This window comes from Lysinibacillus sp. fkY74-1 (assembly GCF_053165895.1).
Genome location: NZ_CP170173.1, coordinates 3,343,235 through 3,368,905, shown reverse-complemented (window position 1 = coordinate 3,368,905; position 25,671 = coordinate 3,343,235). Strand labels below are relative to the sequence as shown.

Genomic DNA, 25,671 nt, shown 5'->3' with positions numbered 1-25,671 from the left:
AGGTTCTTTCTTTTCTAGTGAACGAGATATTCTTCCTTCAGTTCGGATATATCTACTTCAGAACGCTCCTCTAAAGAGCGTCGTAGGTGAACAGTCGCTGTTTTCTCATCATCATGGAGTTTATCAATCCAAACGGATACACCATTATAGCTCACTTCATATTCTAACGGTGAGGCGACAATTTCATGTGCACGTTGATAATCCAACAGAAGACCCCCTTATTTTTTCTTCTTATTGTGCTGATTTTGGGTTACTGAATTAATCAGCTCCATGAACTCTTGAGAAAATTCCTCGCTAACCTTATTAGGGGCGATCTTCTGATTTTTTGGTGTTTGAGGTAATGAACCTTTATTGTTACTTTGACCTTGTTTATTGTCTCTTCCCATGTGAGTTGCTCCTTTCAAATTGATATATCTTAATATGGCTTTGAAATGAGCTTTTTATCATGGGAAAAAATCGGGAAAATGTAGCATATCTTTATTAGTTGAGTACACAATAAGAAAAAGCTAAGGTTTTATTATAGAAAAATTTTCATTTAAAAGTACCCAATTTTGTGGAAATGGGAAACCTAAAGCCCAATAACTAATTCCTCGAAGGTTATATTGTTTGACTAAGTCAAATTTAGCTTGGGCACTTCTTGCATCTTCAAACCATACCTCGTGATTTCTCCCTTGTTCATCGACATAACGATAGAATGGGGATTGTGCTGTTTGGTCAAATTGGATAGTAGCGCCATATTCAATGGCTCGATTAAGAGCCTGCTGTGGACTAAAAGTTTCGGCTTCTTGGCCTTTGACATGGGGTAATAGCCAATCACGAGCATATAGCTCAAAGCCTAATAAAATTTTATTTGCTGGTATTTCTGTCAGTGCATATTCCACAACTCTTCTCATCTCATTAATAGGGGAAATCGCTTGAGGAGAACCAAAGCGATACCCCCATTCATAGGTCATCAAAACCACAAAATCTGCTATTCGACCGTGCGCCGCGTAATCGTGTGCTTCATATAACGTTCCAGCTTGCGTTGCACTTGTTTTAGGTGCGAGTGCAGTTGACACGAGATAGCCCATTGGATGAAGCGTATCCGCAGCTAATTGTATAAACGCATTGTAATTTTCTCGATCTGCTGGTAAAACATTTTCAAAATCAATATTCAAAACTTGATAGCCCTTCTCTTGCATTACTTGCAAAACATTATTCATCACCTTGACACGTAAATCTTCATTGGACAAGACAACATGTGCTAAATTAGAGCCACCCTCTGTAGAAGTAAAATTAGTGAGCGTTAGCATAGGAATGATGTTTTTAGCCTGTGCAGCTGCTATCATTTTTTCGTCGTTTATAGGCTGTAGTGTACCGTCTTCCTTCATCATATATGCAAAAGGACTAAAATAAGTAAGTAGATGACCAACGGCATTAATGGAATCAATCGCTTCCTCAGATGGTTGGTAAGAATAAGCATTTACTTCAATGAGGGGTAATTTTCTAGGGATGATTAACTGAGCGCCGACATAAATCATATTAGGGTTGTTTATATGATTTACAGCAACAATTGCTTGGATGGTCGTCTCATACTCTTGAGCTATTTGCCATAAAGTTTCTCCAGGCTCCACAATATGAATGATTGGTGGAATAATTAATTTAGTGCCAGGGGTTAACATATCAGGGTTAGTTAGATGATTGTCTGCAATGATGGCTTCTAGCGGAACGCCAAATTGCTGTGCAATTGCCCATAATGTATCTCCGCTTTTAACGGTATAGGTGGTATAGGGTGACGGTATAACAAGTGATTGTCCGATGGCTAATTGATCTGGTGTGGCTAACGCATTTAATAAGGTAATAGATTGCACAGATACCCCATAACGATTGGCAATATGCCATAGCGTTTCCCCAGCACTTACTACATGAATAATCATAGAACACCTCCTACATGATAGTTCATTACTGCATCATATGATTCAAATGAAGAAATGAGTATTTTTATAAGAGAAAAGTAAAATGCTTAAAACTTCAAATTCTTTCCCTATGATACCTAGCATAGGATATGACATAAGTTAGGTATGATAGGAAAGGGGTTTGAGGTGAAAAAAGCGAAACTTACAGGCAGAATCGTTACTCCTGAAGATCCGAATTATGAACAAGCCAGGACGAATAATAATTTAAGTAATCCAAAATATCCGAGAATAATTGTATTTTGTCAAAGAACAAAAGATGTGGTGAATGCCTTGAGATGGGCAAGAGAAAACAATGAACCTTTCAGGGTTCGCAGTGGCCGCCATAGCTATGAAAATTATTCGATATTAAATAAAGGACTTGTCATTGATATAAGTGATATGAATCACATGGCTATTAATTTGCAAGATATGTCGGTCAAAATCGGTGCTGGAGCCAATTTAGGAAAGGTGTACAGAGAATTATGGGAAAATGGTGTAACGATACCTGCTGGCACAGAAAGTAGCGTTGGTGTAGTTGGCTTAACTCTTGGTGGGGGGATTGGCATGCTGTCACGACCTTTTGGGCTAACTTGTGATAATCTCCTCGAAGTAGAGATAGTGACGGCAAGTGGACAGGATGGGGCTAGAATCATCCAAGCAAATAGGCAAAATCATAATGACCTCTTTTGGGCAAGTTGTGGTGGCGGCGGCGGTAATTTTGGGATTGTTACTTCATTAACATTCAAGCTTCATGCTATCAGTGAAGTTTCGCTCTTTTCTATCACATGGGGATGGGACGATTTTGAGCTTGCTTTTAATACTTGGCAAAAATGGGCTCCCTTTACCGATAAGCGTTTGACATCGCAAATTGAGTTAAAGACTAAGGAAGTTGGAGAGGTTGTAGCACAAGGGGAATTTGTGGGTCCTACAGCTGAGTTAAAAAAACTTCTTCGACCTCTAAGGAAGGCAGGTTCACCAACAAATATATGGATAAAGGAAGTACCCTATATCAAGGCTGTAGAATTTTTTGATCTACCGAGTGGTAATCAACCAGTTCTCTATAAAAGATCAGGTTCCTTTATAGAGAGACCACTTCCTTTTGAGGCCATTAAAAGAATGAAGGATTTTTTAACGCTTGCCCCTAATCCAAATACGACAATTTGGCAACAATCCTTAAGAGGAGCAGTCAGTGAAATTTCGCCAACTCGCACAGCCTATTATTACCGAAATGCAATAATGGCTCAAGAATACAATACTTCTTGGAAAAAGCCAGCTGAAGAAAAGAAAAATATCGAATGGGTGGAGAACATACGAAGAGCTTTATCTCCATATACCACTGGTGATTATGTCAATTTCCCAGATCGATTTATTCAGGATTGGCCAACAGCCTATTATGGTCGTAATTTTAGAAGGCTGAGAGAAGTGAAAACAAAATATGATCCATTTAATGTTTTTCACTTTCCGCAAAGTATTCCGCCAATTAGAAAATGGTTATAGACAATATGATGAGCAGTATGCGGACGCATTGCTGCTCTTTTTAATGATCAAAGTATGTCCAATCTACAAGTGGAAATTAATCTTGATAATTACCGTACCAAAGTTCACAATAAAACTATTACATATATTTCTAAAAGGAGTTAGTTGGATGGAAAATATTGTTGTTCGTAATCATGTAAAAATAGTTGGACAAGGAGATCAATCGATTATTTTTGGACATGGTTTTGGCTGTGATCAAAACATGTGGCGTTATATTACGCCTGCATTTATGGACAAATATAAAATTATCTTATTCGATTATGTCGGCTCTGGAAGATCAGATAAAAATGCCTATATATCAGAGAAATATAAAAATTTGGAAGGCTACATGCAAGATTTATTGGATATTATTGAATCTTTAAAATTACAGCAAAGTGTTTTTGTAGGACATTCTATTAGTTCCATGATTGGATTACTTGCATCCATCAAAAGACCGGAATACTTTAAAAAATTAATTATGATTGGTCCTTCTCCATGTTATTTAAATGATGGTGAATATATTGGTGGATTTGAGCGTAGTGATATTTCGGAATTATTAGAGATGATGGAAATGAACTTTGCGGGTTGGGCAAGTTATATGGCCCCTATCGCAATGAGCAATCCTGAAAATCCAGCATTAACGGATGAACTCAAACAAACATTTAAATCTGCAGATCCTGTCATTGCGAGAGAATTTGCCGAGGTAACATTTTTATCGGATCATCGAAATGAATTATCACAGGTAACAGTCCCTGTTTTAATTATACAATGCTCCGAGGACAGTATTGTGCCCATAAGTGTAGGAGATTATTTACATAAACATATTAAAGACAGTACTTTTAGCTTAATGGAAGCGAAAGGACATTACCCTCACATTAGTCACCCAAATGAAACCATTCAGTGTATTATGGATTTTTTGTAGAGAAGATAATGAAAGGATTATTGTAAATGGAACAACAACTTAATGATGCGCCCTGTGGTTTTCTTTCCATCACTCATGAAGGAGTGATTGCCGAGGTCAATCACACCTTACTAAAATGGATAGGCTTTGAACAGGTGGATTTGCTACAACAACATTTAGAAATACTTCTATCTACTCCTAATAAATTAATTTTTCACTCCTATTTTTATCCGGCGATAAATTTAGAACAGCAAGTAGAGGAATTGTTTATTCATCTCAAACATAAGGAAGGTATGGCCATACCTTTTCTAATGAATGCTAGATTGTATACGGAAGATACGGTAGAGCGAATTGATTGTATTTTAGTCAAAATGCAAAAGCGTATTGATTATGAACAAGAGTTACGTTCAGCTAAGAAGCTACTAGAGGCAGCCTACCAAGAAAAAGAACAGGCGTTAGCCAATTTGGAGCAAATATATGTAGAAATCGAACAACAACAGGCAAAATTATTAACCGTGAATGCTTCCTTAGTTGAATTATCAGAGACAGACAAACTGACGGGTTTAAAAAATAGGAGATTCTTCCAAGAAAAACTTGAACAACAGCTCAATAGTTATTATGAATCAGCTAAGCCTTTCTCTCTATGCATTCTTGATATTGACCACTTTAAAAAGGTTAATGATACGTTTGGACATCAAGTAGGTGACGATGTTCTTGCTCAATTGGCACAGCTATTAACACAACGAGCGCGTAAAGAAGATACCGTCGTTCGTTATGGTGGTGAGGAATTTGTTATGATTTTACCGGAAACCGAGATTGCCGCAGCAAAAGAGATAGGGGAGCAAATAAGAAAAACCGTTGCGTTAGATCATTGGCCAGCTGGTCAAGTGACCATAAGTATTGGTTTGGCAACCGTCACATCTAAAGATACTGGTACGACCTTGCTAAAGAATGCGGATGATGCCTTGTATGCATCGAAAAAAAATGGTCGTAACCAAGTGACCCATTTTTATGATATGAAGTAAATGTGTTTTATTGTTCCGCTAATAATTTTTGAATGGAAGGTAAATCTGCAGGAGCGAAAGAAAGCTCAAGCAATTGCTGACGAGGAACCCATTTTGCTTCAGCGTGTTCCAATATTTGTGGAGTACCTTCGACAATAGTGGCTAGATAAGTTTCTAGGTGAAAGAAAAATGGTTCATATTCATAAAGAGTTTGCGTTACTGGATCACCAACTTGAATGATGCAGTTGAATTCTTCAAGGATTTCTCGATAAAGTGCTTGCTGAGGAGTTTCGCCGGATTCAATTTTACCACCAGGGAATTCCCAATAATTAGCGAGCACCATATGGGTATTTCTTAAAGCACAAAAAATTTCTTGTCGATCATTTTCAATTATGGCACCAACTACATGGATTGTTTTTTTCATCCGCATCCCCTTTTTTGATACTGTAAAATTACTGAGAAATATGTATGATTATAGCATAATGGATTTATTAGAGCTGTACTAAAATTATACTTGTCTTAGAAAAATAACAGTTTTCTCACATAGCTATGAAATTTGGTATTTCCTAAGGTATAATAATGGTCAATATATAGGAAAAAGGCGGTAATAGGTAGCAATGAAGAGAATCGAATCTACGCAAAATGCGTTAGTGAAATATTGGAAAAAATTGGCGACAACAAGAAAAGAGCGGGAACGATCAGGTGAATTCATAGTCGAAGGCTTTCACCTCATAGAAGAAGCATTAAAACATAAGGAGCAAGTCCTACAGATTATTGTGCGTGAAGGTGTAGATTTACCGATGCTATGGCCAATTGATGGAATCGCTATTGTAGAGGTGACGTCAGTAGTAGCGAAGGAATTTGCTGAAACAGAAACGTCACAAGGTGTTTTTGCTATTTGTAAACAGCCTGTTTTAGAGGAGGAAGCGAAGACATCTTGGCGTAAAGTGCTATTGATCGATGCTGTTCAAGATCCAGGTAATATTGGGACAATGATACGTACAGCTGATGCTGCTGGGTTAGACGCTGTTATTTTAGGGAAGGGTTGTGCCGATATCTACAATCCTAAAACATTACGAGCTGCACAAGGCTCACATTTCCACATCCCTGTAGTACGTGAAGAATTAACAGAATGTGTCGACTTTTTACAGGATCAAGGAGTACCTGTATTTGGTACGGCATTGGATGAAGACGCAGTGCCTTATAGCGACATTCATCATACTGGTGCATTTGCGATTATAATGGGGAATGAAGGAAGTGGTATTCAGCCACAGCTTTTAGCAATGACAGACCAAAATATAATCATTCCTATTTTGGGTCAGGCAGAATCACTAAACGTAGCTGTTGCAACCGGTATAGTTCTATATGGTTTTGTGAGATAATTAAGTGATTCATGCTTGTTGCTAGTTGTCCCTTGATTTGCAACAGTTTATTATTGTATAATTAACTCTAAAATGTAAGTTTAAATATGAAATGCAATGACCGGGAAGTAGTAAAAATTGTGAATGGACGACAGGGAGCGTGTGGCCGGAGATTGAGAGCCAACGCCGTACCGATGCAATTTTGAATTCAGCCCGTGAGCAGCTACCGGGACCAGCCTAATGCTGTAAAGGTAAGCCGGCTTTATCAAGTCGTTATGTCAATGAAGTGATTGTAAGGATATTGGGCCTTGCAATAACTAGGGTGGTACCGCGAATATGTCCTCGTCCCTTTTTTAGGGGCGAGTTTTTTTATGCCTAAAAACAGGCGTTAATTTTCTAGGGAGGTTTTAACATGGAAGAGCAATTAAAGCAATTAGAGCAAGAAGCACTTGCTAAAATTGAAGCGGCAGCAAGTCTAAAAGAATTAAATGAAGTACGTGTTGCATATTTAGGGAAAAAAGGGCCTATTACTGATTTATTAAAAGGTATGGGTAAATTATCAGCTGAAGAGCGACCAAAAATGGGTGCTTTAGTGAATAATGTTCGTGAAAACGTAACGGCAGTATTAGAGTCAAAGGCTGCTGTACTTGAAGAAGCGGCTATTGCTGAAAAATTAGCAAGTGAGTCGATTGATGTTACTTTACCTGGACGTGAAATAAAAGTCGGGAATCGTCATCCATTGACACGTGTTATTGAAGAAATTGAAGATTTATTTATTGGCATGGGCTATGAAATTGCAGAGGGTCCTGAAGTAGAGAAGGACTACTATAACTTTGAAGCATTAAATTTACCAAAGGGTCATCCTGCTCGTGACATGCAAGACTCGTTCTATATTTCCGAGGAAATATTATTACGTACCCATACATCACCTGTACAGGCTCGTACTATGGAAGCTAAAAAAGGTGAATCTATTCGTATCATCTGTCCAGGAAAAGTATTCCGTCGTGATAATGATGATGCCACTCACTCACATCAATTTATGCAAATTGAAGGTTTAGTAATTGGGGAAAATATTCGTATGAGTGATTTAAAAGGAACTTTAGATACCTTAGCAAAAAAAATGTTTGGTGCTGAACGTGAAATTCGACTTCGTCCGAGCTTCTTCCCATTCACAGAACCATCTGTTGAAATGGATATTTCATGCTTTAAATGCGGTGGTGCAGGATGTAACGTATGTAAGAGCACTGGCTGGATTGAGATACTAGGAGCAGGTATGGTTCATCCAAACGTCTTAGAAATGGCTGGCTATGATCCGAAGAAAGTTTCTGGTTTCGCATTTGGTATTGGTGCAGAGCGTATTGCCATGTTGAAATATGGTGTCGACGATATTCGACATTTCTATACAAGTGACACTCGTTTCTTATCACAATTCGAGCGAACAGAGGCGTAAGGGGGATAAAACATGTTAGTATCATTAGAATGGTTAAAAGAATATGTCAATACACAGGACTTAGCACCTGAGCTATTAGCAGAAAAAATTACACGCTCAGGGATTGAAGTAGACGCAGTCATTGATCGTGCGAATGCAATGGATAAAGTTGTAGTCGGATATGTTGTATCAAAGGATAAACATCCAGAAGCCGATAAATTAAATATTTGTCAAGTTGATGTTGGAGAAGAAGAGCCTCAACAAATTATTTGTGGTGCTCCCAATGTAGATGCTGGTCAAAAAGTAATTGTGGCTCGCCCAGGTGCCCATTTGCCAGGCGGTATTAAAATTAAAAAGGCCAAACTCCGAGGACATGAATCAAATGGCATGATCTGTTCATTACAAGAGCTTGGTATTGAAGGAAAGCTTGTTCCTAAAGCTTATTCTGAGGGCATTTACGTGCTTCCGGAGGATGCGGAAGTAGGAACTGACGCGCTAGCCATTCTAGGCTTACGCGATACGGTGCTAGAGCTTGGTTTAACACCAAATCGCTCAGATGCACTTTCAATGCTGGGTGTAGCGTATGAGGTGGGTGCTATCCTGTCAGAGGAAGTAAAGTATCCAAATATCGCTTATCAAGCTGCCAATGAAAAAGCAGAGGATTTACTAAAGCTTCGCGTGGAAGATATGCAAGCAAATCCAATGTACGTCGCAAAAGTTGTGAAAAATGTCAAAATTGGTGAGTCTCCAATGTGGCTTCAAAATCGTTTGATGGCAGCAGGTGTGCGCCCGCATAATAACGTAGTGGATGTGACGAATTATGTGTTAATGGAATATGGTCAACCACTTCATGCCTTCGACTATGATAGCCTAGCAACGGGTGAAATCGTTGTTCGTAAAGCGACAGATGGTGAGAAAATCACAACTTTGGATGATCAAGAACGTACATTAAGAGCGTCAGATTTAGTTATTACGAATGGCAAAGAGCCAGTTGCTATAGCTGGTGTAATGGGTGGTGCTAATTCTGAGGTAACGGATTCTACAACGACTGTTGTCATTGAATCAGCTTATTTCGATGGCTTAACAGTGCGTCAAACATCTCGTCATCTTGGCCTTCGATCAGATGCATCTGCTCGCTTTGAAAAAGGGGTGGACCCTAACCGTGTTTTACCTGCTGCCGAACGTGCTGCAACATTACTTGCTGCATTAGCTGGTGGTGAAGTATTGGAAGGAACATGTATAGTAGACGAGTTAGACAAAACACCAGCACGTGTTGTCGTTTCACCAGATTTTATTAACGAACGTTTAGGCATGAAGATCGCATTAGAGGATATGCTTTCTATTTTAGAGCGCCTAAAATTCGGAGTAGAAGCTGCAAATGGTTTATTAATTATTGATGCACCAACACGTCGTCAGGATATTAAAATCGAAGAGGATATCGTAGAGGAAATTGCTCGACTTTATGGCTATGATGAGATTCCAATGACATTACCAGAAGGTGCAACACAAGTAGGTAGTTTGACATCTTATCAAGCTAATCGTCGTGTTGTTCGTAGCTATATGGAGGGTGCTGGTCTGTATCAAGCTGTGACGTATTCATTAACATCTGATGCGCTGTCACAACGATTTGCATTGAAAGCCGAGCCAGTAACTCGTTTACTAATGCCTATGAGCGAAGATCGCTCTACACTACGACAAAGCCTAGTTCCACACTTAATCGAAGCAGCAGCCTATAATGTTGCCCGCCAAGCAGACAGTGTAGCACTATATGAAATTGGCTCAGTATTTCTTGGTCAATCGGAGGAAGGACAGCCTTTCGAAGAAGAGCATCTAGCAGCAGTCCTTACAGGGAAATGGCTAGATCACGCATGGCAAGGTGAGAAAAAGGCTGTAGATTTCTTCGTCTTAAAAGGTGTTATCGAGGGTGTCATTGGCAAGCTTGGTCTAGGAAATCGTATTTCATTTGAAAAAGCACAAATTGATGGATTACATCCAGGTCGTACAGCTAGCATATTATTAGATGGCGAGCAAGTTGGGATCATAGGTGGACTACATCCTGCAGAGGAAAAAGCATGGGGTGTAAAAGATACTTATATCATGGAAATGAATCTCGTTGCTCTATTAAATGCAACAAATCAAGAAGCGCCACTTGCTTATACACCAGTACCTCGTTTCCCTGCAATGTCTCGTGATATTGCGCTCATTATGGACCGTATAACAACTGCAGGTGAAGTCGTTAAAGCTATTAATGAAGCCGGCGTGAAATTATTGAAGGATATCCGTGTATTTGACGTTTACGAAGGTGAGAAAATGGAGCAAGGGAAAAAATCTGTAGCATTCTCACTCACATACTTCGACCCAGAACGTACGTTAACAGATGAAGAAGTAGTAGCTGCACACAATAAAGTACTAAAAGCAATTGCTACAATCGACGGTACAGAGGTACGCTAAAATTTATAATAAAGACTGTCGTTTTAGATGGTCTTAAACTTAGTCAAAAGTCATCGAGAAGTTTACTCTCGATGACTTTTGTCATTTTTCTTTCTCTTTTATTTTCAATATTTAGTAAATCATTGCTATCCAACATTCTCTTCGAGCATAGATGCTCTCTTAAGCTGTCTGCCACGTCCAAATAGCTAGTTTCTTTAAATTCATGGCAGCAAAAGTAAGCATCGCCTGCATGGACCATTTTTTTAGACCTCTTAAGGTTGTCCATCGCTTACCATGCTTTTCTTTTGCATCCGCAAAGACACGCTCAATCGTTTCTTTGCGCTTGGCATAAATTTGTTTGATGTCATAGGAATGGCGTAAATGTTCAGCTTCCTCCACATACGACTCCCAAATATGACGTTGAATGAGTTTTTGATGATGCTTACTTTCTGTACATTGGGAAAGGCATGGACACTTCGCACAAATCAAAGGATTCGATTTATATTGGCGATATCCTTCCTTCGTCGTTGTCGCATACTTCAATATCTGCCCTTGTGGGCAAAGATAACAATTATAGTGCTCGTCATATATATACTCATGCTTTCGGAAGAATCCATCTTTCGTTTTAGGACGTGTATATGGAAGAACAGGCAACATTTAATTCTCTAACAAAAAGTTCGTAATCGCTGGTGTTTTATAGGCTGCGTCTGCCGCAACAGCTAATGGTTTTTGAACGTTTTGAATGACCCTTTCCACAAGTGGCTACAATACATGGCTATCGTGCACATTTTCCAGATTCACAATGGCACCTAAGACAAAGCCTTCTAAAGGATAGATAAATGAAAAATCAATAGCAGCCTCTAGTTTTCGCACTAAATGATTGTTGGGAACTAATGGATCAATCGTTAACATTTCTAATTGTTCTCGTTCATTGGATGGATTCTTCGTCATCATCGTTTATCACCTCAAAAATTTACTTTTCAACACCCTATGTAGATGGAGTACTTTATGTAGAAGTTGATGGGAACGAAGGGCGGCGACTCCTGCGGGAAAAGCGGGAAAGTCGAGATCCTGGACTGAGCGAAGCGAGGGAAGCAGCTCGACCCCGCCCGCGGAAAGCGTCCGCCCGTAGTGGAAATCAACGGCTTTACTTTATTTCATTGTAAAAGAAAAAAGACTGTCATATAGACAATCTTTTTTAGTGGTTAATTTATATATAGTAGTTTTTTAAATCATCTTTCTCGCTTTTTCTGTATTAGCAAAATGCCATTTTGTAATGGAGCGTAGAAATTCTTCGCCTTGTTTACGCCAAATACGTACAGCTTGCACATCTACCTTGTTTGAGGCCCCTTTCATTAACTCTAGACCCGCTATATCACTTAGACGATCCATTTCCTTTAAAAACGCAGCACGAGCTAGAATGGATGCTGTGGCCACGGCTACATGCAATTGCTCGGCTTTAGTAGAAAAGTACACGCTTTCCTGTACAATTTCTCGTTCGTTTTTTAAGTAATTGTAATAAACACCCCGTTCTGCAAACTGATCAATTAAGATACATTCAGGTGTTTCGGGAGCCATTTTTGCCAGGGTGTTGTGCAGTGCCTTGTTGTGCATCATGGCTTTCATTTTCCCTTGTGAATAGCCTTTTGCTTGTAGGCTGTTATATTTTTCATTGCGTAAGATGAGAACACTATGAACGCAGGCTGCTCGTAAATCAGGAGCAATTTTCCGCATATAATCATCCGATAACATTTTTGAGTCTTTGACACCAAGCTCATTGATTAGTTCAATTTTGGATGAAGGTACATACACGGCAGCTACTGTCATGGGGCCAAAATAATCCCCTGTGCCTGTTTCATCTGAGCCTAATACGGACATCGATGCAAATTGGTCTGGTAGTGTATCCCCCTTTGCCCCAATAATAGCTGATTTCGAATTCGGTGTTTTTTCAATTGTCCCCCAGCGGGCAGCTTCACGCTCAGCGCCACCACCTTGAAACATTAATTTTCCTGATTTATACATTGTTATGGAGGTATCTGGTAGTTTTGCGGCGAAGATTACACCAGCAGCCTTACGTTCAATATAGTTGGCTGCATAGTATGCCATCACCTCTTTTTGAATATTTGTTGAAATGGAAAGCACAATATTTGACATTTAATCGATCCTTTCTGTCCTCATTGTTCACAATTTTATACCTTTCATGGTATGATAATAAATAGCTTTTTTGTGTGATGGTGCTAGCAAGCGAAAAAAATCTTGCGAGTATCGAATTTATAGGAGGGTGCGACTATGGAAAAACAAGAAAAGAATAAAATTTCTGTGGAAATATATGGTCATACATATAAAATGGTCGGCTTGGAATCCATTGGCCATATGCGACTTGTTGCTTCGATTGTTGATGACCGTATGCGCGAGATGAACGTACATAATCCCTCACTTGATAGCACAAAACTTGCTGTTCTGACAGCAGTAAATACAGTACATGATAATTTACTATTAAAAGAGCGGCTGGAGCAACTGGAAGAAGAATTGAAAAAATTAAAGGGTTGAAGAGAATGTTAGATTTAATCATATTAGTGGTACTGTTAGCTGGAATTGGTGTCGGTGCAAAACGTGGTTTTATTGTACAAATGATGCACATTGTCAGCTTTATAGTAGCCCTAATTGTTGCGTATATTTATTATAAGCCATTAGCACAAAAATTTGTATTTTGGGTTCCATATCCAGGAGTTACTGATACAGGTAGTCTTGGTGTCGTGATAGACAGTCTAGATTTAGACCGCACATTCTATCGTGTAATTGCTTTTGCGGTAATTTTCTTCGCCGTAAAAATAACATTGCAAATTGTGGCATCGATTTTTGACTTTATCGCTTATTTACCTGTACTGAACACAGTAAATCGTTGGCTAGGAGCGCTGTTCGGCATGATTGAAAACTATTTAATTATGTTTATTTTGCTATACGTATGCGCTTTACTACCGATTGATAGCATACAAAATTTAATGTCGAAGTCATTGTTAAGTGGTCTTATTTTAGAGCATACACCGGTCATTACAAAGATGTTCCAAAACTGGTGGTATATTTATATGCAATAGTCAACTATGCACTTCTCTCTGTTTTGAGAGAAGTGTTTTTACGATAGGAGGAATTATTGGTGAATAAAAAAACCATTATTCGTACACTCGAAAAAATTGCTCTGTACATGGAATTGCAAGGTGAAAATCCATTCAAGGTATCTGCTTTTCGAAAAGCAGCCGCAGCACTGGAAGGAGACGAGCGTTCATTAAGTGAAATGGATGATGTAACCAAACTTAAAGGTATTGGCAAGGGGACGGCTGCTGTTATTGAGGATTTGATGGTAACGGGTGAATCGAGTTTGCTAAAAGACCTAGAAGAGATTGTACCTAAAGGATTATTGCCATTGTTAAAGTTGCCAGGTTTAGGTGGAAAAAAGATAGCCAAGCTTCACCAAGAGCTAGGCATCGATTCAGCGGAAAGCTTAAAGGAGGCTTGTGAAGCAGGCAAGGTTCGTGAATTAGCCGGCTTTGCTGCCAAAACAGAAGAGAAAATTTTAAAGGAGCTTGCCAATTTAGCTAATCGTTCTGATCGTTTACCCATTTGGCAGCTAGAGCCTGTGGTTTTACAAATAGAGGCCCTTCTAGATAGTATGGAGGAAGTGGAACGTTTTTCAGTAGCTGGAAGTTTCCGTCGGGCAGTGGAGACTAGTAAAGATATTGATTTTATTGTTGTAACAGAAGCGGTTGAGGTAGTCCGTGAAAATTTAATAAATACATTAGCCATTCAAGAGGTTGTTGCAGGAGGAGATACAAAAATCTCGGTGATTTTGGATTTAGATGAGCCAGTCAGCGTTGATTTTCGCTTAGTGAAGGACAAGGAATATGCAACTGCCTTGCATCATTTTACCGGCTCTAAGGACCATAATGTACGCATGCGCCAACTTGCAAAAGCGCGAGGAGAAAAAATTAGTGAATATGGTGTAGAGCAGGAAGATGGTACGGTTCTAACATTTCAAGATGAAGCGGCATTTTTTGCTCATTTTGATTTACCCTGGATTCCACCTAGCTTACGTTCAGGGGCAAAGGAGTTTGACAAAACAGAGGAAATACAAAAATTAGTTCGACTTGAGGATATTAAGGCTGATTTGCATATGCATACGACGTGGTCGGATGGTGCATATTCTGTTGCAGAAATGGGCAAGGCATTACTAGCACGTGGCTATCAATATGGCGTTATTACGGATCATTCTCAATTTCTAAAAGTCGCAAATGGTTTAACACCAGAGCGTTTAAAAAAACAGCGAGTGGAAATTGAAGCTTTTAATGAAGCTCACCCAGAATTTCATTTATTTACAGGTACAGAAATGGATATTTTACCGGATGGAACCTTAGATTTTGATGATCAAGTATTGCGGGAATTAGATTTTGTGATTGCTTCTATCCATTCAAGTTTTACACAATCACAGGAAAAAATTATGGCACGCCTACTGACAGCTATGCAAAATCCTTATGTCCATATGATTGCCCATCCTACAGGGCGAATTATTGAAGATCGTGATGGCTATAATCCTAATATGAAACAGTTAATTGCCTGGGCGAAGGAATATGGTAAAATTTTAGAGTTAAATGCCAACCCTTACCGTCTTGATTTATGTGTTGAACATTTAGAAATGGCTTTAGCAGCAGGTGTACCAATAGCAATTAATACGGATGCCCATGATTCGGCACATTTACGTTTTATGGATATTGGAGTTCGCTATGCCAATAGAGCATGGATACCAAAAGATTTGATTGTGAATACATGGACGCGTGATCAATTTGAAGCGTTCATACGACGAAATAAATAGGTTGAGGAGGTGTTCTCAGTGATTGCAGAACGCGCATTGAAAACACTAGAATACGATAAAGTACGGCAACAAGTGGCTACCTATTGTACTTCTTCAATTGGGAAATCAGCCATCGAGGAGCTTGTACCACAGACTGATTATGATAAAGTAGTACAACTATTAGAAGAAATGGATGAGGGTTTATCCATTTTACGTGTAAAAGGTAATGTACCGATGGGTGGGATATTTGATGTTCGACCATCTGCAAGAAGAGCACAAATAGGGGGCATGTTAGCAGCGATAGAGCTAATGGAAATTTCTAGTACAATTCGAGCGAGTAGAATTCTCCGCAATTTTATCGAGGATTTAGAAGCCGATGAAGTAATTGAGATTCCACATTTCATCGCTAAAAAGGAAACAATGCCTGTATTAACGGGATTACAGCATGAAATTAATAACTGTATTGATGATAACGGAGCCGTTTTAGATTCGGCTAGTACAACTTTACGAACTATTCGCCAATCCTTACGCTCGGAAGAAGCCAAGGTGCGTTCTAAATTGGAGAGCTTAATCCGTGGCAGTAATGCATCGAAAATGCTATCTGATACACTTGTTACAATTCGGAATGATCGCTTTGTCATTCCTGTCAAGCAAGAATATCGTCATCATTACGGTGGAATCGTCCATGACCAATCCTCTTCTGGACAAACATTATTCATTGAGCCAGATTCTATCGTCCAAGCGAATAATGAAATTCATCGTTTGAAAATGAAAGAACAGGCTGAGGTTGAAAGAATTTTACTAGCTTTAAGTGCAATGGTGCAAGATGTAGCACCAGATTTATTTAACTTAGTAAAGGTATTAGGGGATATCGATGTCATTTTAGCTAAAGGCAAGTATGGCCAAGCCAATAAGTGTACAATGCCTAAAATGAATCAGGACGGCTATATCCGCCTTGTTCGTGCACGCCACCCTCTGTTACCAATAGATATAGCTGTGCCAAACGATATTGAGTTTGGGAAAGACATAACAGCAATAGTCATTACGGGTCCAAATACAGGTGGTAAAACGGTCACTTTAAAAACAGTTGGCTTGTGTACATTAATGGCTCAAGCAGGGTTACCGGTACCAGCATTGGATGGATCTCAACTTGCTGTGTTTAAACAATTGTTTGCTGATATTGGAGATGAGCAATCTATAGAGCAATCGCTTTCCACATTCTCATCTCATATGGTCAATATTGTCGACATCTTACAAAAATTTGATCATGAGTCACTTGTTCTATTTGATGAGTTAGGAGCAGGGACGGACCCACAAGAAGGGGCAGCTTTAGCCATTTCTATTTTAGATGAGGTGCATGGTCGTGGTGCTCGTGTGATGGCTACAACTCACTATCCTGAACTCAAAGCATACGGTTATAATCGACCTGGTGTTGCCAATGCCAGTGTAGAATTTGATATTGAAACATTGAGTCCTACCTATCGTTTATTAATTGGTGTTCCTGGACGTTCAAATGCATTTGAAATATCCAGTCGCCTTGGTCTCCCAGAGTCCATTATTGAGCGTGCTAAAGGCTTTACAGGAACAGATCGACATGAGGTTGAATCGATGATTGCTTCATTAGAGGAAACACGTCGTCAATCGGAGGATGATGCAGAGCGTTCCCATGCATTATTGTTAGAGTCAGAGAGCTTACGTAAAGAGCTACAAGATAAATTGCAAGCCTATGAAGAGCGTAAAGAGGCACTTGATAAGAAAGCTAAAGAAAAAGCTCGTAAAATTGTAGAAGAAGCGAAACGTGAAGCGGAAGGTATTATTGCTGAGCTGAGAGAAATGCGTAAAAATGCCGACCAAGTTGTTAAAGAGCACGAACTGATTGAAGCACGTAAACGTTTGGAAGAAGCAACACCGCTTGAAAATAATAAAGTACTAAAAAAAGCTGCACAAGTAAAAGCCCGTGCACAAAACTTAGTTGTCGGGGATGAGGTAAAGGTGTTAAGCTATGGTCAAAGAGGTACTTTGTTAGAAAAAGTTTCGAATACTGAATGGGTTGTCCAAATGGGGATTTTAAAAATGAAAATCTCTGATAGTGATTTGGAGTATATTAAACCTGAAAAAGAGCCTATTGTACGAACAGCTGGTGTAAAAAATCGAAATGGCCATGTGAAATTAGAATTGGATTTGCGTGGAGAGCGCTATGAAGATGCAATTTTAAGGACAGAAAAGTATATTGATGATGCTTTACTCGCGAATTATGGTCGTGTATCTATTATCCATGGTGTTGGTACTGGGGCTTTACGCCAAGGTATTCAAAGCTATTTGAAAAACAATAAGCGTGTGAAATCCTTCCGTTTTGGTGAAGCCGGCGAAGGGGGCTTAGGCGTCACAGTTGTTGAATTGAAATAAGCTATAAAGGGGACGGAGAAAGATGCTGAATTCTGGCTTTTGGCGATATCCAATTATCGAAACGGCAGGATACTTTAGTGTTGTTGTGTTATGTTTAGTCGTGTCGATGGCATTGTTCGAAGTCGTGACGAAGTATAAAAATTGGGAAGAAATTAAAAAAGGTAATGTAGCTGTGGCACTTGCAACAGGCGGAAAAATACTAGGAATTTGTAATATTTTTCGTTTTTCCATTGCTCGTCATAGTACATTAAGTGAAATGATTGGCTGGGGTCTTTTTGGTTTTACGCTGTTAATTGTTGCCTATTTCTTATTTGAATTTATGACACCTCGTTTTAATGTTGATCAAGAGATTGCCAATGATAATCGCTCAGTTGGTTTCATTTCCTTTACCATTTCAGTTGGTCTATCGTTTGTAATTGGGGCAAGTATTGCATAGGAGTGTCATGACATGGAAAAATTAGCAAAGGTACTAATCATTGTCTGTATCGCATTTTTGGCAGTGGGCGTCTATTATATGATGACTATTTAAACATTTGAACGCATCCTTTTAAAGGGTGCGTTTTTTATTGAGCTAGCTTATTGCAGGTAGCCTCAACTAAATTTACGAAAGACTTGAGAGAAAAAATATTTTTCAAATATAGAAATACGTAGGTTATTTTTAATCTGAAAGACTTGAGAATGAATGAGTGTTCATCGTATCTAACCGCACAAATACTATATAGAATAAGTCATAATAATGTTGTTAAATGCATAATAATTAATCGAAAATACGTTTATTTTCTATTTTCTGTTTGAAAGTGCATTTCTTTTTCATTATAATAAAATTAAGAATTGACAAAGTTTGGGACAAAGGGGAGAGGACGTATGACAGCAAAACCATGGCTAGCAAATTATCCTGAAGAAGTACCATCGTCTTTAACGTTTGAGGAAATTCCAGTGCAAGAGTTTTTGACACGCGCCTATAAAAAGAATCCATCAAAAATAGCGATTCATTTTATGGGGAAGGATTTGACGTACACCGAACTATATGAATCTGCTTTAAGATTCGCAAACTATTTACAATCATTAGGTGTGGAAAAGGGAGACCGGGTGGCCATTATGTTACCTAACTCGCCTCAAAGTGTAATCGCTTACTACGGTGCCATGTATGCGGGTGCTGTTGTCGTACAAACAAATCCACTTTATACTGAACGTGAGCTTCAATATCAAATGGCAGATTCGGGTGCAAAAGTTATACTTGTGATGGATATTTTGTACCCAAGAGTTATGAAAATTATCAAAGACACTGCCCTAGAAAATGTCATTGTGACAGCCATCAAAGACTATTTACCATTCCCAAAAAATTTAGTCTATCCATTTATTCAAAAAAAGCAATATGGCTTTAGTGTCAAGGTTGAACATAGTGGACAAAATCATTTGTTTTCAGAAATAATGCGCTCTGCACCAATCAAGGTAATGGATCATATTCCTTTTGATTTTGAAGAAGACCTAGCATTACTTCAATACACAGGTGGTACAACCGGATTCCCGAAAGGAGTCATGCTTACCCATAAAAATTTAATAGCCAATACGACAATGTGTGATGCATGGATGTATAAATGTGTACACGGTGAAGAGGTTATTATGGGTATCCTACCATTCTTCCACGTCTATGGTATGACAACGGTTATGCTTTTATCAGTTTTCACTCAAAATAAAATGGTGCTTTTACCGAAATTTGATGCGGAAACAGCATTAAAGACAATCGATAAGCAAAAGCCGACCCTTTTCCCTGGTGCGCCAACCCTATACATTGGTTTATTAAATCATCCAGACATTGCTAATTATGACTTATCATCTATAAAGGCCTGCCTAAGTGGTTCAGCTTCTTTGCCAATTGAAGTGCAAGAGAAATTTGAAGAGGTAACAGGTGGAAAATTAGTAGAAGGTTATGGATTAACTGAAACATCGCCAGTGACACATGCTACTCCCATTTGGGGCAAGCGGGTGATTGGCTCGATTGGATTACCTTGGCCTAATACAGAAGCAGTTATTTTGCGGACAGGGGATACTGAAGAATTGCCAGTTGGAGAAGTTGGTGAAATTGCAGTAAAAGGGCCACAAGTGATGAAGGGCTATTGGAATCGTCCAGAGGATACTGCCGCTACATTTGCAGATGACTGGTTTTTAACAGGAGATCTTGGCTATATGGATGAGCAAGGCTTTTTCTATGTAGTGGATCGTAAAAAAGATTTGATCATTGCTGGAGGCTTTAACATCTATCCTCGAGAGGTTGAGGAAGTGCTATACGAACGAGAGGAAATCCAAGAATGCGTTGTAGCAGGTATACCTGACCCTTATCGAGGAGAAACGGTAAAAGCTTATATTGTTTTAAAAGAAGGGTATTCGATTACAGAAGACGAATTAAATAAATATTGCCGTCAGCATCTAGCGGCATTTAAAGTTCCACGGTATTATGAATTTAAACAGGAGTTGCCAAAAACAGCCGTAGGTAAAATTTTGCGTCGTACATTAGTGGAAGAAGAAAAAACGAAAATGGCGAATAAAGAAGCGAAATAAATACGTGTTAAAGTATTGACAAGCAATGGTGTAAAATATAATATGAAAATATGAATGAATGACCATTCATATTTTCATATTTTTTTAGGTTCTCACGTCATACGTGATTATGTTGACGTGCGCATGTTTTTTAGGTGGTGATATAAAAGTGAAACGAGATAAGCCAAAATATAAGCAAATTATTGATGCAGCTGTCATCGTTATTGCGGAGAATGGGTATCACCAAGCGCAAGTATCGAAAATCGCCAAACAGGCTGGGGTGGCCGATGGAACTATCTATTTATATTTTAAAAATAAAGAAGATATATTAATTTCTGTCTTTAATGAAAAAATGGCTGTTTTTGTAGAGTCATTACAAGATATAATAGAAAATGGGAATACGTCTAAAGACAAACTTTCCCGAATGATTGAAAATCATTTTAATGTTCTAGCGACAGATCGATACCTAGCAACCGTCACGCAATTAGAGCTTCGCCAATCAAACAAAGACTTACGACTAAAAATTAATTCGGTATTACGTGAGTATTTACATTTACTTGATCAAATTTTAATCGAAGGTATGCTTTCAGGTGAGTTCAATCAAACGATGGATGTACGCTTGGCACGTCAAATGGTTTTTGGAACAATCGATGAAACTATTACGTCGTGGGTTATGAATGACTATCGATATGATTTGATGGAACAGGTTCCGAAGGTTCAGGCATTAATCCTGAACGCCATAAAAGGTTAAAAGGATGTGGAGAAATGGAATTTCTAAGTTGGAAAGTGGAAGATGGGGTAGCAAATATTACAATTGCACGTCCGCCAGCAAATGCGTTATCACGCGGTATTATTGCAGAAGTAAATTCTGTGCTAGATGCTGTAGAACATGATGATGCTGTAAGAGTCCTTGTACTTCATGGTGAAGGCCGTTTCTTCTCTGCAGGTGCAGATATTAAAGAATTTATTGGGGTAGAATCTGGAGAAGAGTTCACGAAGCTAGCTAGCAATGGACAGCAAGTATTTGAGCGTGTGGAATCGTTCCCTAAGCCAGTTATCGCAGCTATTCATGGTGCAGCATTAGGCGGTGGGCTTGAGCTAGCAATGAGCTGTCATATGCGCTTTGTTACAGAATCAGCGAAACTAGGTTTACCAGAGTTACAATTAGGTCTTATTCCTGGCTTTGGCGGTACACAGCGATTACCACGTTATGTTGGTGTAGCAAAGGCTGCTGAAATGATGTTTACGAGCGAACCGATTTCTGGTACAGAAGCTGTGCAATGGGGCTTAGCAAACCGTGCATTCTCAGAAGAGACACTTTTAGAGGAAACGCTAAAAATTGCAAAGAATATTGCAAAGAAGAGTCCAATTGCTTTGAAGGCAGCTATTCAAACATTGCAATATGCAAAGCATGCATCATTTTATGAAGGTATTGATGCGGAAGCAAAATCCTTTGGTACAGTGTTCGTCACAGAAGATGCAAAAGAAGGAATTCAAGCATTCATTGAAAAGCGTGAGCCTATGTTTACTGGCAAATAATTTTCCCATATGTCGATAGCAACAAACAAGTATGTTATCGATGTTATTGAAACTAAATATATATAATATTTATAAGTTTACTTAGAATTATAAAACGTTCCAGGAGGTATGGATATATGAATATTTTTGCATTAATTAAACGTACGTTTGATACAGAAGAAAAAATCGTTGTGTCGGGTGGTAAAATCCAAGAGGACGGCGCAGAATTCATCATTAACCCTTACGATGAATATGCCATCGAAGAAGCAATCCAAGTGCGTGACGCTGCAGGTGGAAAAGTGACAGTAGTGACAATTGGTGGCGAGGATGCTGAGAAGCAATTACGTACAGCTTTAGCAATGGGCGCAGATGAGGCAGTGCTCATCAATACGGAAGATGATTTAGACGAATTAGACCAAAATGCTGCTGCTTATTTATTAGCAGAATACTTAAAAGATAAAGATGCTGATTTAATTTTAACAGGAAATGTTGCGATTGATGGTGGTTCAGGTCAAGTGGGTCCACGTGTTGCAGACTTACTAGATATTAATTATGTAACAACGATTACAAAACTTGAAATTGATGGAACTTCTGCGAAAATTGTTCGTGATATAGAAGGGGATTCAGAAGTAATTGAAACTTCTTTACCACTGTTAGTAACAGCTCAACAAGGTTTAAATGAGCCACGTTATCCATCCCTACCAGGTATTATGAAAGCGAAGAAGAAACCGCTTGCAGAACTTGAGTTAGATGATTTAGATATCGATGAAGACGATGTAGAAGTGAAGATTGAAACGATTGATATCTTCTTACCAGCTCAAAAAGCAGCAGGCCGTGTGCTTGAAGGCGACCTTTCTGTACAAGTAAAAGAACTGGTAAATCTACTTCATACGGAAGCAAAAGTAGTTTAAAAAATCGAATCTTAAAGGGTAACGGAGGGAATATGCTATGTCAAAAAAAGTATTAGTATTAAGTGAAGTTCGTGAAGGAAGCTTACGTAATGTTTCTTTCGAAGCAATTGCAACTGCAAAACAAATTGCTGATGGTGGCGAGGTTGTAGGGGTACTTTTAGGGGATGCTGTAGCAAATTTAACAGGTCCATTATTTGAGTATGGTGCTGATCGTGTTGTAACGGTGGAACACCCACATTTAAAACAATATACATCTGATGGCTATAGTCAAGCACTACTAGCTATTATTGAGCAAGAAAAGCCAGCTGGCATTGTCTTTGGCCATACGGCAAATGGAAAAGATTTATCGCCAAAAATCGCAAGTAAATTACAGGCAGGTCTTGTATCTGATGTTACTACAATTGAAGGCGCAGGCGATGATGTTGTATTCATTCGACCAATCTACTCTGGTAAAGCTTTTGAAAAGGTGAAGGTAAAAGACGGTATCGTATTAGTATCTATTCGTCCAAATAACATTGCACCTTTAGAAAAAGTTGATGGTAAAACAGGAGATGTTTCGGCAGTAACTGTAGAAATTACAAACCTTCGCACAATTATTAAAGAGGTTGTTCGTAAATCTTCAGAAGGTGTTGACTTATCAGAGGCAAAAGTTGTTGTTGCTGGTGGTCGCGGTGTGAAATCTGAAGAAGGATTTGAGCCACTGAAAGAGCTTGCTGACTTATTAGGCGGTGCGGTTGGAGCATCTCGTGGTGCATGTGATGCTGAGTATTGTGACTATTCACTTCAAATTGGTCAAACTGGTAAGGTTGTAACTCCAGACCTTTATATTGCAGCTGGTATTTCAGGGGCAATTCAGCATTTAGCAGGAATGTCAAATTCTAAAGTAATTGTTGCTATTAATAAAGATCCTGAAGCAAATATTTTCAAAGTAGCAGACTATGGAATTGTTGGAGATTTATTTGAAGTAGTTCCGTTATTAATTGAGGAATTTAAGGCTCTAAAAGTGAATGCATAAACGTTATTGCAGGGAGGGATGATCCTTCCTGCTTTTTTAATTTTCTAAGAAAGTAGCTGCTATTTGAAAATTATTGCAAAATAAAATATTGACATAATTAACAGATACGATTATAGTGTTGAATAATCATTAAATATTCAAATAATGTTTTTAAACGCAAAGATTAGGAGTAGTAAAAGCTCATTATTCGGTAAAGAGAGCTGCGGGTTGGTGCAACGCAGACCAATAAGACTTTGAACTTGCCTAGGAGTGGTAAGATAAATAGAATTGTCGGATTATTCTATTTGTTTGACGATTGACCTTCGTTACAAGGTTTTAAGTTGGGTTCATAAAGAACCAATTAGAGTGGTACCGCGGTTTGCTTATGGCATATCGTCTCTTCTTTCATTTGATGATGAAGGAACAGACGGTATGCCTTTTTTGATTTTTAGGAGGTAAGAAAGTGGAAAAGAACAATCAACAACAATTAAAAAGAACAATGACCTCGCGTCACATTACGATGATGGCATTAGGTGGTGCCATTGGCGCAGGATTATTTAAAGGAAGTAGTGCAGCCATTGATATGGCAGGTCCATCGGTGCTTATAGCCTATTTATTAGGGGGCATTATTTTATTATTTGTTATGCAAGGTCTCGCAGAAATGGCAGTCCGCAATAAGGAAGCAAGAACGTTTAGAGATTTAGTCGAATCCGTTTTAGGCAAATATCCTGCTTATTTTTTAGACTGGATTTATTGGAAGATGTGGGTATTAAATATTGCAGCAGAATCTGTTGTCGCCGCTATTTTTATACAATATTGGTTGCCTGAATACCCAATTTGGATATTGGCGTTATCTGTTTCGGTGCTAGTGACAGCTATTAATCTGTTATCCGTGAAGATTTTTGCTGAAACGGAATACTGGCTAGCATTGATTAAAATTACGGTTATTATTGTATTTATTATTGCAGGACTCATTTTATTGCTTGTCTCATTTGGTCAACATAGTGCTGTAGGTTTTTCTAACTTAACCTCGCACGGCGGTTTTTTCCCAAATGGATCAATGGGATTAATTGCAGCTATGCTTGTGGTGATCTATTCCTATGGTGGAACTGAAATCATTGGGATTACATTAGCTGAAACAAAAAATCCTGAAAAGGTAGTACCAAAAGCTGTGCGCAGTACATTAGTACGGATTGTTACTTTCTATTTACTGCCATTCTTTATTATCGTTAGTTTGATTCCTTGGAATGAAGTGAATGGAGTACCAGAAAGTCCATTTGTAATGGTATTTAAAATGATCGGAATTCCTGGTGCGGATCATATAATGAATGCTGTAGTGTTACTTGCTATTATTTCTTCTATGAATTCGGGCCTTTATGGTTCGTCACGTGTACTTTATACACAAGCAGTAGACGGGCGTGTTCCTAAAATTTTTGCTCAATTATCCAAAAGAAATGTTCCCGTATATGCGATTTTGATGTGTACATTAGCGTTATATTTAGGTGTCATCGTTTCGTTATATGCTGGAAGCAAGACATTTGATTTTCTGATGGGATCACTTGGATATACTGTGCTATTTATTTGGTTAATTATTGCCATAGCTCATCTGAAATCAAGAAAAAAACAATCAGCAAACTCAAGTGTGTATGAAGTGAAATGGTACCCTTATACTACATGGATTGCGATTATTGCACTGAGTACGATCTTAATTGGTATTATTTTTACCACTTCAATAATCGTGACGGGTATTACATTAGCCATCTACATTTTTATTACGTTAACTTATTTATGGAAAGGCCGTTATCAACAAAATTAATCGGTACGTTTAATTTTCGACAAGGATTTTCATAAAAAATACATTACAGGCAGATTGTTCGCTCAAGTGAA

22 protein-coding genes, 1 pseudogene and 1 other annotated feature are annotated in these 25,671 nt (G+C 38.7%); of the genes and pseudogenes, 17 read left to right on the top strand and 6 right to left on the bottom strand.

The features are described from left to right. Nucleotides 1-14: 14 nt before the first annotated feature. The 3 genes from ACE1MS_RS16550 to ACE1MS_RS16540 form a co-directional block, all read right to left on the bottom strand. Complete coding sequence (locus ACE1MS_RS16550; protein ID WP_012295586.1) at nucleotides 15-206, bottom strand: H-type small acid-soluble spore protein; 192 nt, start codon at nucleotides 204-206, stop codon at nucleotides 15-17. A 12-nt stretch (nucleotides 207-218) separates the two neighbouring features. Continuing rightward, a complete protein-coding gene (locus ACE1MS_RS16545; protein WP_139015345.1) occupies nucleotides 219-386 on the bottom strand; it encodes a YfhD family protein in 168 nt (55 codons plus the stop codon). Between the two features lie 120 nt (nucleotides 387-506). Continuing rightward, the gene (locus ACE1MS_RS16540) at nucleotides 507-1,916 is read right to left on the bottom strand and encodes a LysM peptidoglycan-binding domain-containing protein (protein WP_012295585.1); all 1,410 of its coding nucleotides are present in this window, start codon (nucleotides 1,914-1,916) and stop codon (nucleotides 507-509) included. A gap of 165 nt (nucleotides 1,917-2,081) precedes the next feature. Between ACE1MS_RS16540 and ACE1MS_RS16535 the strand changes: the two genes are divergently transcribed. The 3 genes from ACE1MS_RS16535 (at nucleotide 2,082) to ACE1MS_RS16525 (ending at nucleotide 5,375) form a co-directional block, all read left to right on the top strand. Continuing rightward, the gene (locus tag ACE1MS_RS16535) at nucleotides 2,082-3,431 is read left to right on the top strand and encodes an FAD-binding oxidoreductase (protein ID WP_243432732.1); all 1,350 of its coding nucleotides are present in this window, start codon (nucleotides 2,082-2,084) and stop codon (nucleotides 3,429-3,431) included. 148 nt (nucleotides 3,432-3,579) lie between these two features. Continuing rightward, on the top strand, nucleotides 3,580-4,371 hold the full coding sequence (locus ACE1MS_RS16530; RefSeq protein ID WP_447402488.1) for an alpha/beta fold hydrolase: 792 nt from the start codon (nucleotides 3,580-3,582) through the stop codon (nucleotides 4,369-4,371). A gap of 26 nt (nucleotides 4,372-4,397) precedes the next feature. Further along, nucleotides 4,398-5,375, top strand: coding sequence for a sensor domain-containing diguanylate cyclase (locus ACE1MS_RS16525; protein WP_447402487.1), 978 nt, complete (start codon nucleotides 4,398-4,400; stop codon nucleotides 5,373-5,375). Between the two features lie 7 nt (nucleotides 5,376-5,382). Here ACE1MS_RS16525 and ACE1MS_RS16520 read toward each other — a convergent pair whose 3' ends face one another. Continuing rightward, a complete protein-coding gene (locus ACE1MS_RS16520; RefSeq protein WP_447402486.1) occupies nucleotides 5,383-5,778 on the bottom strand; it encodes a (deoxy)nucleoside triphosphate pyrophosphohydrolase in 396 nt (131 codons plus the stop codon). A 193-nt stretch (nucleotides 5,779-5,971) separates the two neighbouring features. Between ACE1MS_RS16520 and ACE1MS_RS16515 the strand changes: the two genes are divergently transcribed. The 3 genes from ACE1MS_RS16515 (at nucleotide 5,972) to pheT (ending at nucleotide 10,595) form a co-directional block, all read left to right on the top strand. Next, entirely contained in the window at nucleotides 5,972-6,736 is a 765-nt protein-coding gene (locus tag ACE1MS_RS16515; protein WP_012295580.1) for a TrmH family RNA methyltransferase, read from the top strand. Nucleotides 6,737-7,127: 391 nt separating this feature from the next. Then, entirely contained in the window at nucleotides 7,128-8,165 is a 1,038-nt protein-coding gene (pheS, locus tag ACE1MS_RS16510) for a phenylalanine--tRNA ligase subunit alpha (protein ID WP_008179193.1), read from the top strand. A gap of 12 nt (nucleotides 8,166-8,177) precedes the next feature. Then, the gene (gene pheT / locus ACE1MS_RS16505; protein WP_036217381.1) at nucleotides 8,178-10,595 is read left to right on the top strand and encodes a phenylalanine--tRNA ligase subunit beta; all 2,418 of its coding nucleotides are present in this window, start codon (nucleotides 8,178-8,180) and stop codon (nucleotides 10,593-10,595) included. A gap of 159 nt (nucleotides 10,596-10,754) precedes the next feature. Here pheT and ACE1MS_RS16500 read toward each other — a convergent pair. Together ACE1MS_RS16500 and rnhC are read right to left on the bottom strand one after the other, a co-directional pair. Continuing rightward, nucleotides 10,755-11,399: pseudogene (locus tag ACE1MS_RS16500) on the bottom strand (transposase); the annotation flags it as partial. Between the two features lie 402 nt (nucleotides 11,400-11,801). Next, nucleotides 11,802-12,728: a ribonuclease HIII gene (gene rnhC / locus ACE1MS_RS16495; RefSeq protein WP_289449665.1), complete on the bottom strand. Its 927-nt coding sequence runs from the start codon at nucleotides 12,726-12,728 to the stop codon at nucleotides 11,802-11,804. Between the two features lie 135 nt (nucleotides 12,729-12,863). Between rnhC and zapA the strand changes: the two genes are divergently transcribed. The 11 genes from zapA to ACE1MS_RS16440 all read left to right on the top strand — a co-directional run bounded on the left by zapA (nucleotide 12,864) and on the right by ACE1MS_RS16440 (nucleotide 25,600). Next, the gene (gene zapA, locus ACE1MS_RS16490; protein ID WP_012295575.1) at nucleotides 12,864-13,124 is read left to right on the top strand and encodes a cell division protein ZapA; all 261 of its coding nucleotides are present in this window, start codon (nucleotides 12,864-12,866) and stop codon (nucleotides 13,122-13,124) included. Between the two features lie 5 nt (nucleotides 13,125-13,129). After that, nucleotides 13,130-13,669, top strand: coding sequence for a CvpA family protein (locus tag ACE1MS_RS16485; RefSeq protein ID WP_012295574.1), 540 nt, complete (start codon nucleotides 13,130-13,132; stop codon nucleotides 13,667-13,669). Between the two features lie 59 nt (nucleotides 13,670-13,728). Continuing rightward, entirely contained in the window at nucleotides 13,729-15,438 is a 1,710-nt protein-coding gene (polX, locus tag ACE1MS_RS16480) for a DNA polymerase/3'-5' exonuclease PolX (protein WP_447402485.1), read from the top strand. A gap of 18 nt (nucleotides 15,439-15,456) precedes the next feature. Further along, on the top strand, nucleotides 15,457-17,823 hold the full coding sequence (locus ACE1MS_RS16475; RefSeq protein ID WP_012295572.1) for an endonuclease MutS2: 2,367 nt from the start codon (nucleotides 15,457-15,459) through the stop codon (nucleotides 17,821-17,823). Nucleotides 17,824-17,845: 22 nt separating this feature from the next. Continuing rightward, nucleotides 17,846-18,259: a DUF350 domain-containing protein gene (locus ACE1MS_RS16470; RefSeq protein WP_008179180.1), complete on the top strand. Its 414-nt coding sequence runs from the start codon at nucleotides 17,846-17,848 to the stop codon at nucleotides 18,257-18,259. 428 nt (nucleotides 18,260-18,687) lie between these two features. Next, a complete protein-coding gene (locus ACE1MS_RS16465) occupies nucleotides 18,688-20,382 on the top strand; it encodes an AMP-binding protein (protein ID WP_031419385.1) in 1,695 nt (564 codons plus the stop codon). A 148-nt stretch (nucleotides 20,383-20,530) separates the two neighbouring features. Next, on the top strand, nucleotides 20,531-21,112 hold the full coding sequence (locus tag ACE1MS_RS16460) for a TetR/AcrR family transcriptional regulator (RefSeq protein ID WP_025114529.1): 582 nt from the start codon (nucleotides 20,531-20,533) through the stop codon (nucleotides 21,110-21,112). A gap of 14 nt (nucleotides 21,113-21,126) precedes the next feature. After that, complete coding sequence (locus ACE1MS_RS16455; protein ID WP_036217358.1) at nucleotides 21,127-21,900, top strand: enoyl-CoA hydratase; 774 nt, start codon at nucleotides 21,127-21,129, stop codon at nucleotides 21,898-21,900. 116 nt (nucleotides 21,901-22,016) lie between these two features. Beyond that, nucleotides 22,017-22,790, top strand: coding sequence for an electron transfer flavoprotein subunit beta/FixA family protein (locus ACE1MS_RS16450; protein WP_012295569.1), 774 nt, complete (start codon nucleotides 22,017-22,019; stop codon nucleotides 22,788-22,790). A 37-nt stretch (nucleotides 22,791-22,827) separates the two neighbouring features. Next, on the top strand, nucleotides 22,828-23,805 hold the full coding sequence (locus ACE1MS_RS16445) for an electron transfer flavoprotein subunit alpha/FixB family protein (protein ID WP_197223715.1): 978 nt from the start codon (nucleotides 22,828-22,830) through the stop codon (nucleotides 23,803-23,805). Nucleotides 23,806-23,955: 150 nt separating this feature from the next. After that, nucleotides 23,956-24,188, top strand: a binding site (T-box leader). A gap of 95 nt (nucleotides 24,189-24,283) precedes the next feature. Beyond that, nucleotides 24,284-25,600 carry an amino acid permease gene (locus ACE1MS_RS16440; protein WP_036217373.1) on the top strand — a complete coding sequence of 439 codons (1,317 nt, stop codon included), beginning with the start codon at nucleotides 24,284-24,286 and terminating at the stop codon, nucleotides 25,598-25,600. Nucleotides 25,601-25,671: the final 71 nt, after the last annotated feature.

Bases quoted from the DNA above. Each gene is read 5' to 3' on its own strand.
- rnhC (WP_289449665.1), bottom strand. From the start codon at position 12,728: ATGTCAAATATTGTGCTTTCCATTTCAACAAATATTCAAAAAGAGGTG.
- ACE1MS_RS16525 (WP_447402487.1), top strand. From the start codon at position 4,398: ATGGAACAACAACTTAATGATGCGCCCTGTGGTTTTCTTTCCATCACT.
- ACE1MS_RS16465 (WP_031419385.1), top strand. From the start codon at position 18,688: ATGACAGCAAAACCATGGCTAGCAAATTATCCTGAAGAAGTACCATCG.
- ACE1MS_RS16470 (WP_008179180.1), top strand. From the start codon at position 17,846: ATGCTGAATTCTGGCTTTTGGCGATATCCAATTATCGAAACGGCAGGA.
- ACE1MS_RS16520 (WP_447402486.1), bottom strand. From the start codon at position 5,778: ATGAAAAAAACAATCCATGTAGTTGGTGCCATAATTGAAAATGATCGA.
- pheS (WP_008179193.1), top strand. From the start codon at position 7,128: ATGGAAGAGCAATTAAAGCAATTAGAGCAAGAAGCACTTGCTAAAATT.
- ACE1MS_RS16445 (WP_197223715.1), top strand. From the start codon at position 22,828: ATGTCAAAAAAAGTATTAGTATTAAGTGAAGTTCGTGAAGGAAGCTTA.
- ACE1MS_RS16455 (WP_036217358.1), top strand. From the start codon at position 21,127: ATGGAATTTCTAAGTTGGAAAGTGGAAGATGGGGTAGCAAATATTACA.
- zapA (WP_012295575.1), top strand. From the start codon at position 12,864: ATGGAAAAACAAGAAAAGAATAAAATTTCTGTGGAAATATATGGTCAT.
- ACE1MS_RS16485 (WP_012295574.1), top strand. From the start codon at position 13,130: ATGTTAGATTTAATCATATTAGTGGTACTGTTAGCTGGAATTGGTGTC.
- ACE1MS_RS16530 (WP_447402488.1), top strand. From the start codon at position 3,580: ATGGAAAATATTGTTGTTCGTAATCATGTAAAAATAGTTGGACAAGGA.
- ACE1MS_RS16540 (WP_012295585.1), bottom strand. From the start codon at position 1,916: ATGATTATTCATGTAGTAAGTGCTGGGGAAACGCTATGGCATATTGCC.
- pheT (WP_036217381.1), top strand. From the start codon at position 8,178: ATGTTAGTATCATTAGAATGGTTAAAAGAATATGTCAATACACAGGAC.
- ACE1MS_RS16545 (WP_139015345.1), bottom strand. From the start codon at position 386: ATGGGAAGAGACAATAAACAAGGTCAAAGTAACAATAAAGGTTCATTA.
- ACE1MS_RS16515 (WP_012295580.1), top strand. From the start codon at position 5,972: ATGAAGAGAATCGAATCTACGCAAAATGCGTTAGTGAAATATTGGAAA.
- ACE1MS_RS16440 (WP_036217373.1), top strand. From the start codon at position 24,284: ATGACCTCGCGTCACATTACGATGATGGCATTAGGTGGTGCCATTGGC.
- ACE1MS_RS16450 (WP_012295569.1), top strand. From the start codon at position 22,017: ATGAATATTTTTGCATTAATTAAACGTACGTTTGATACAGAAGAAAAA.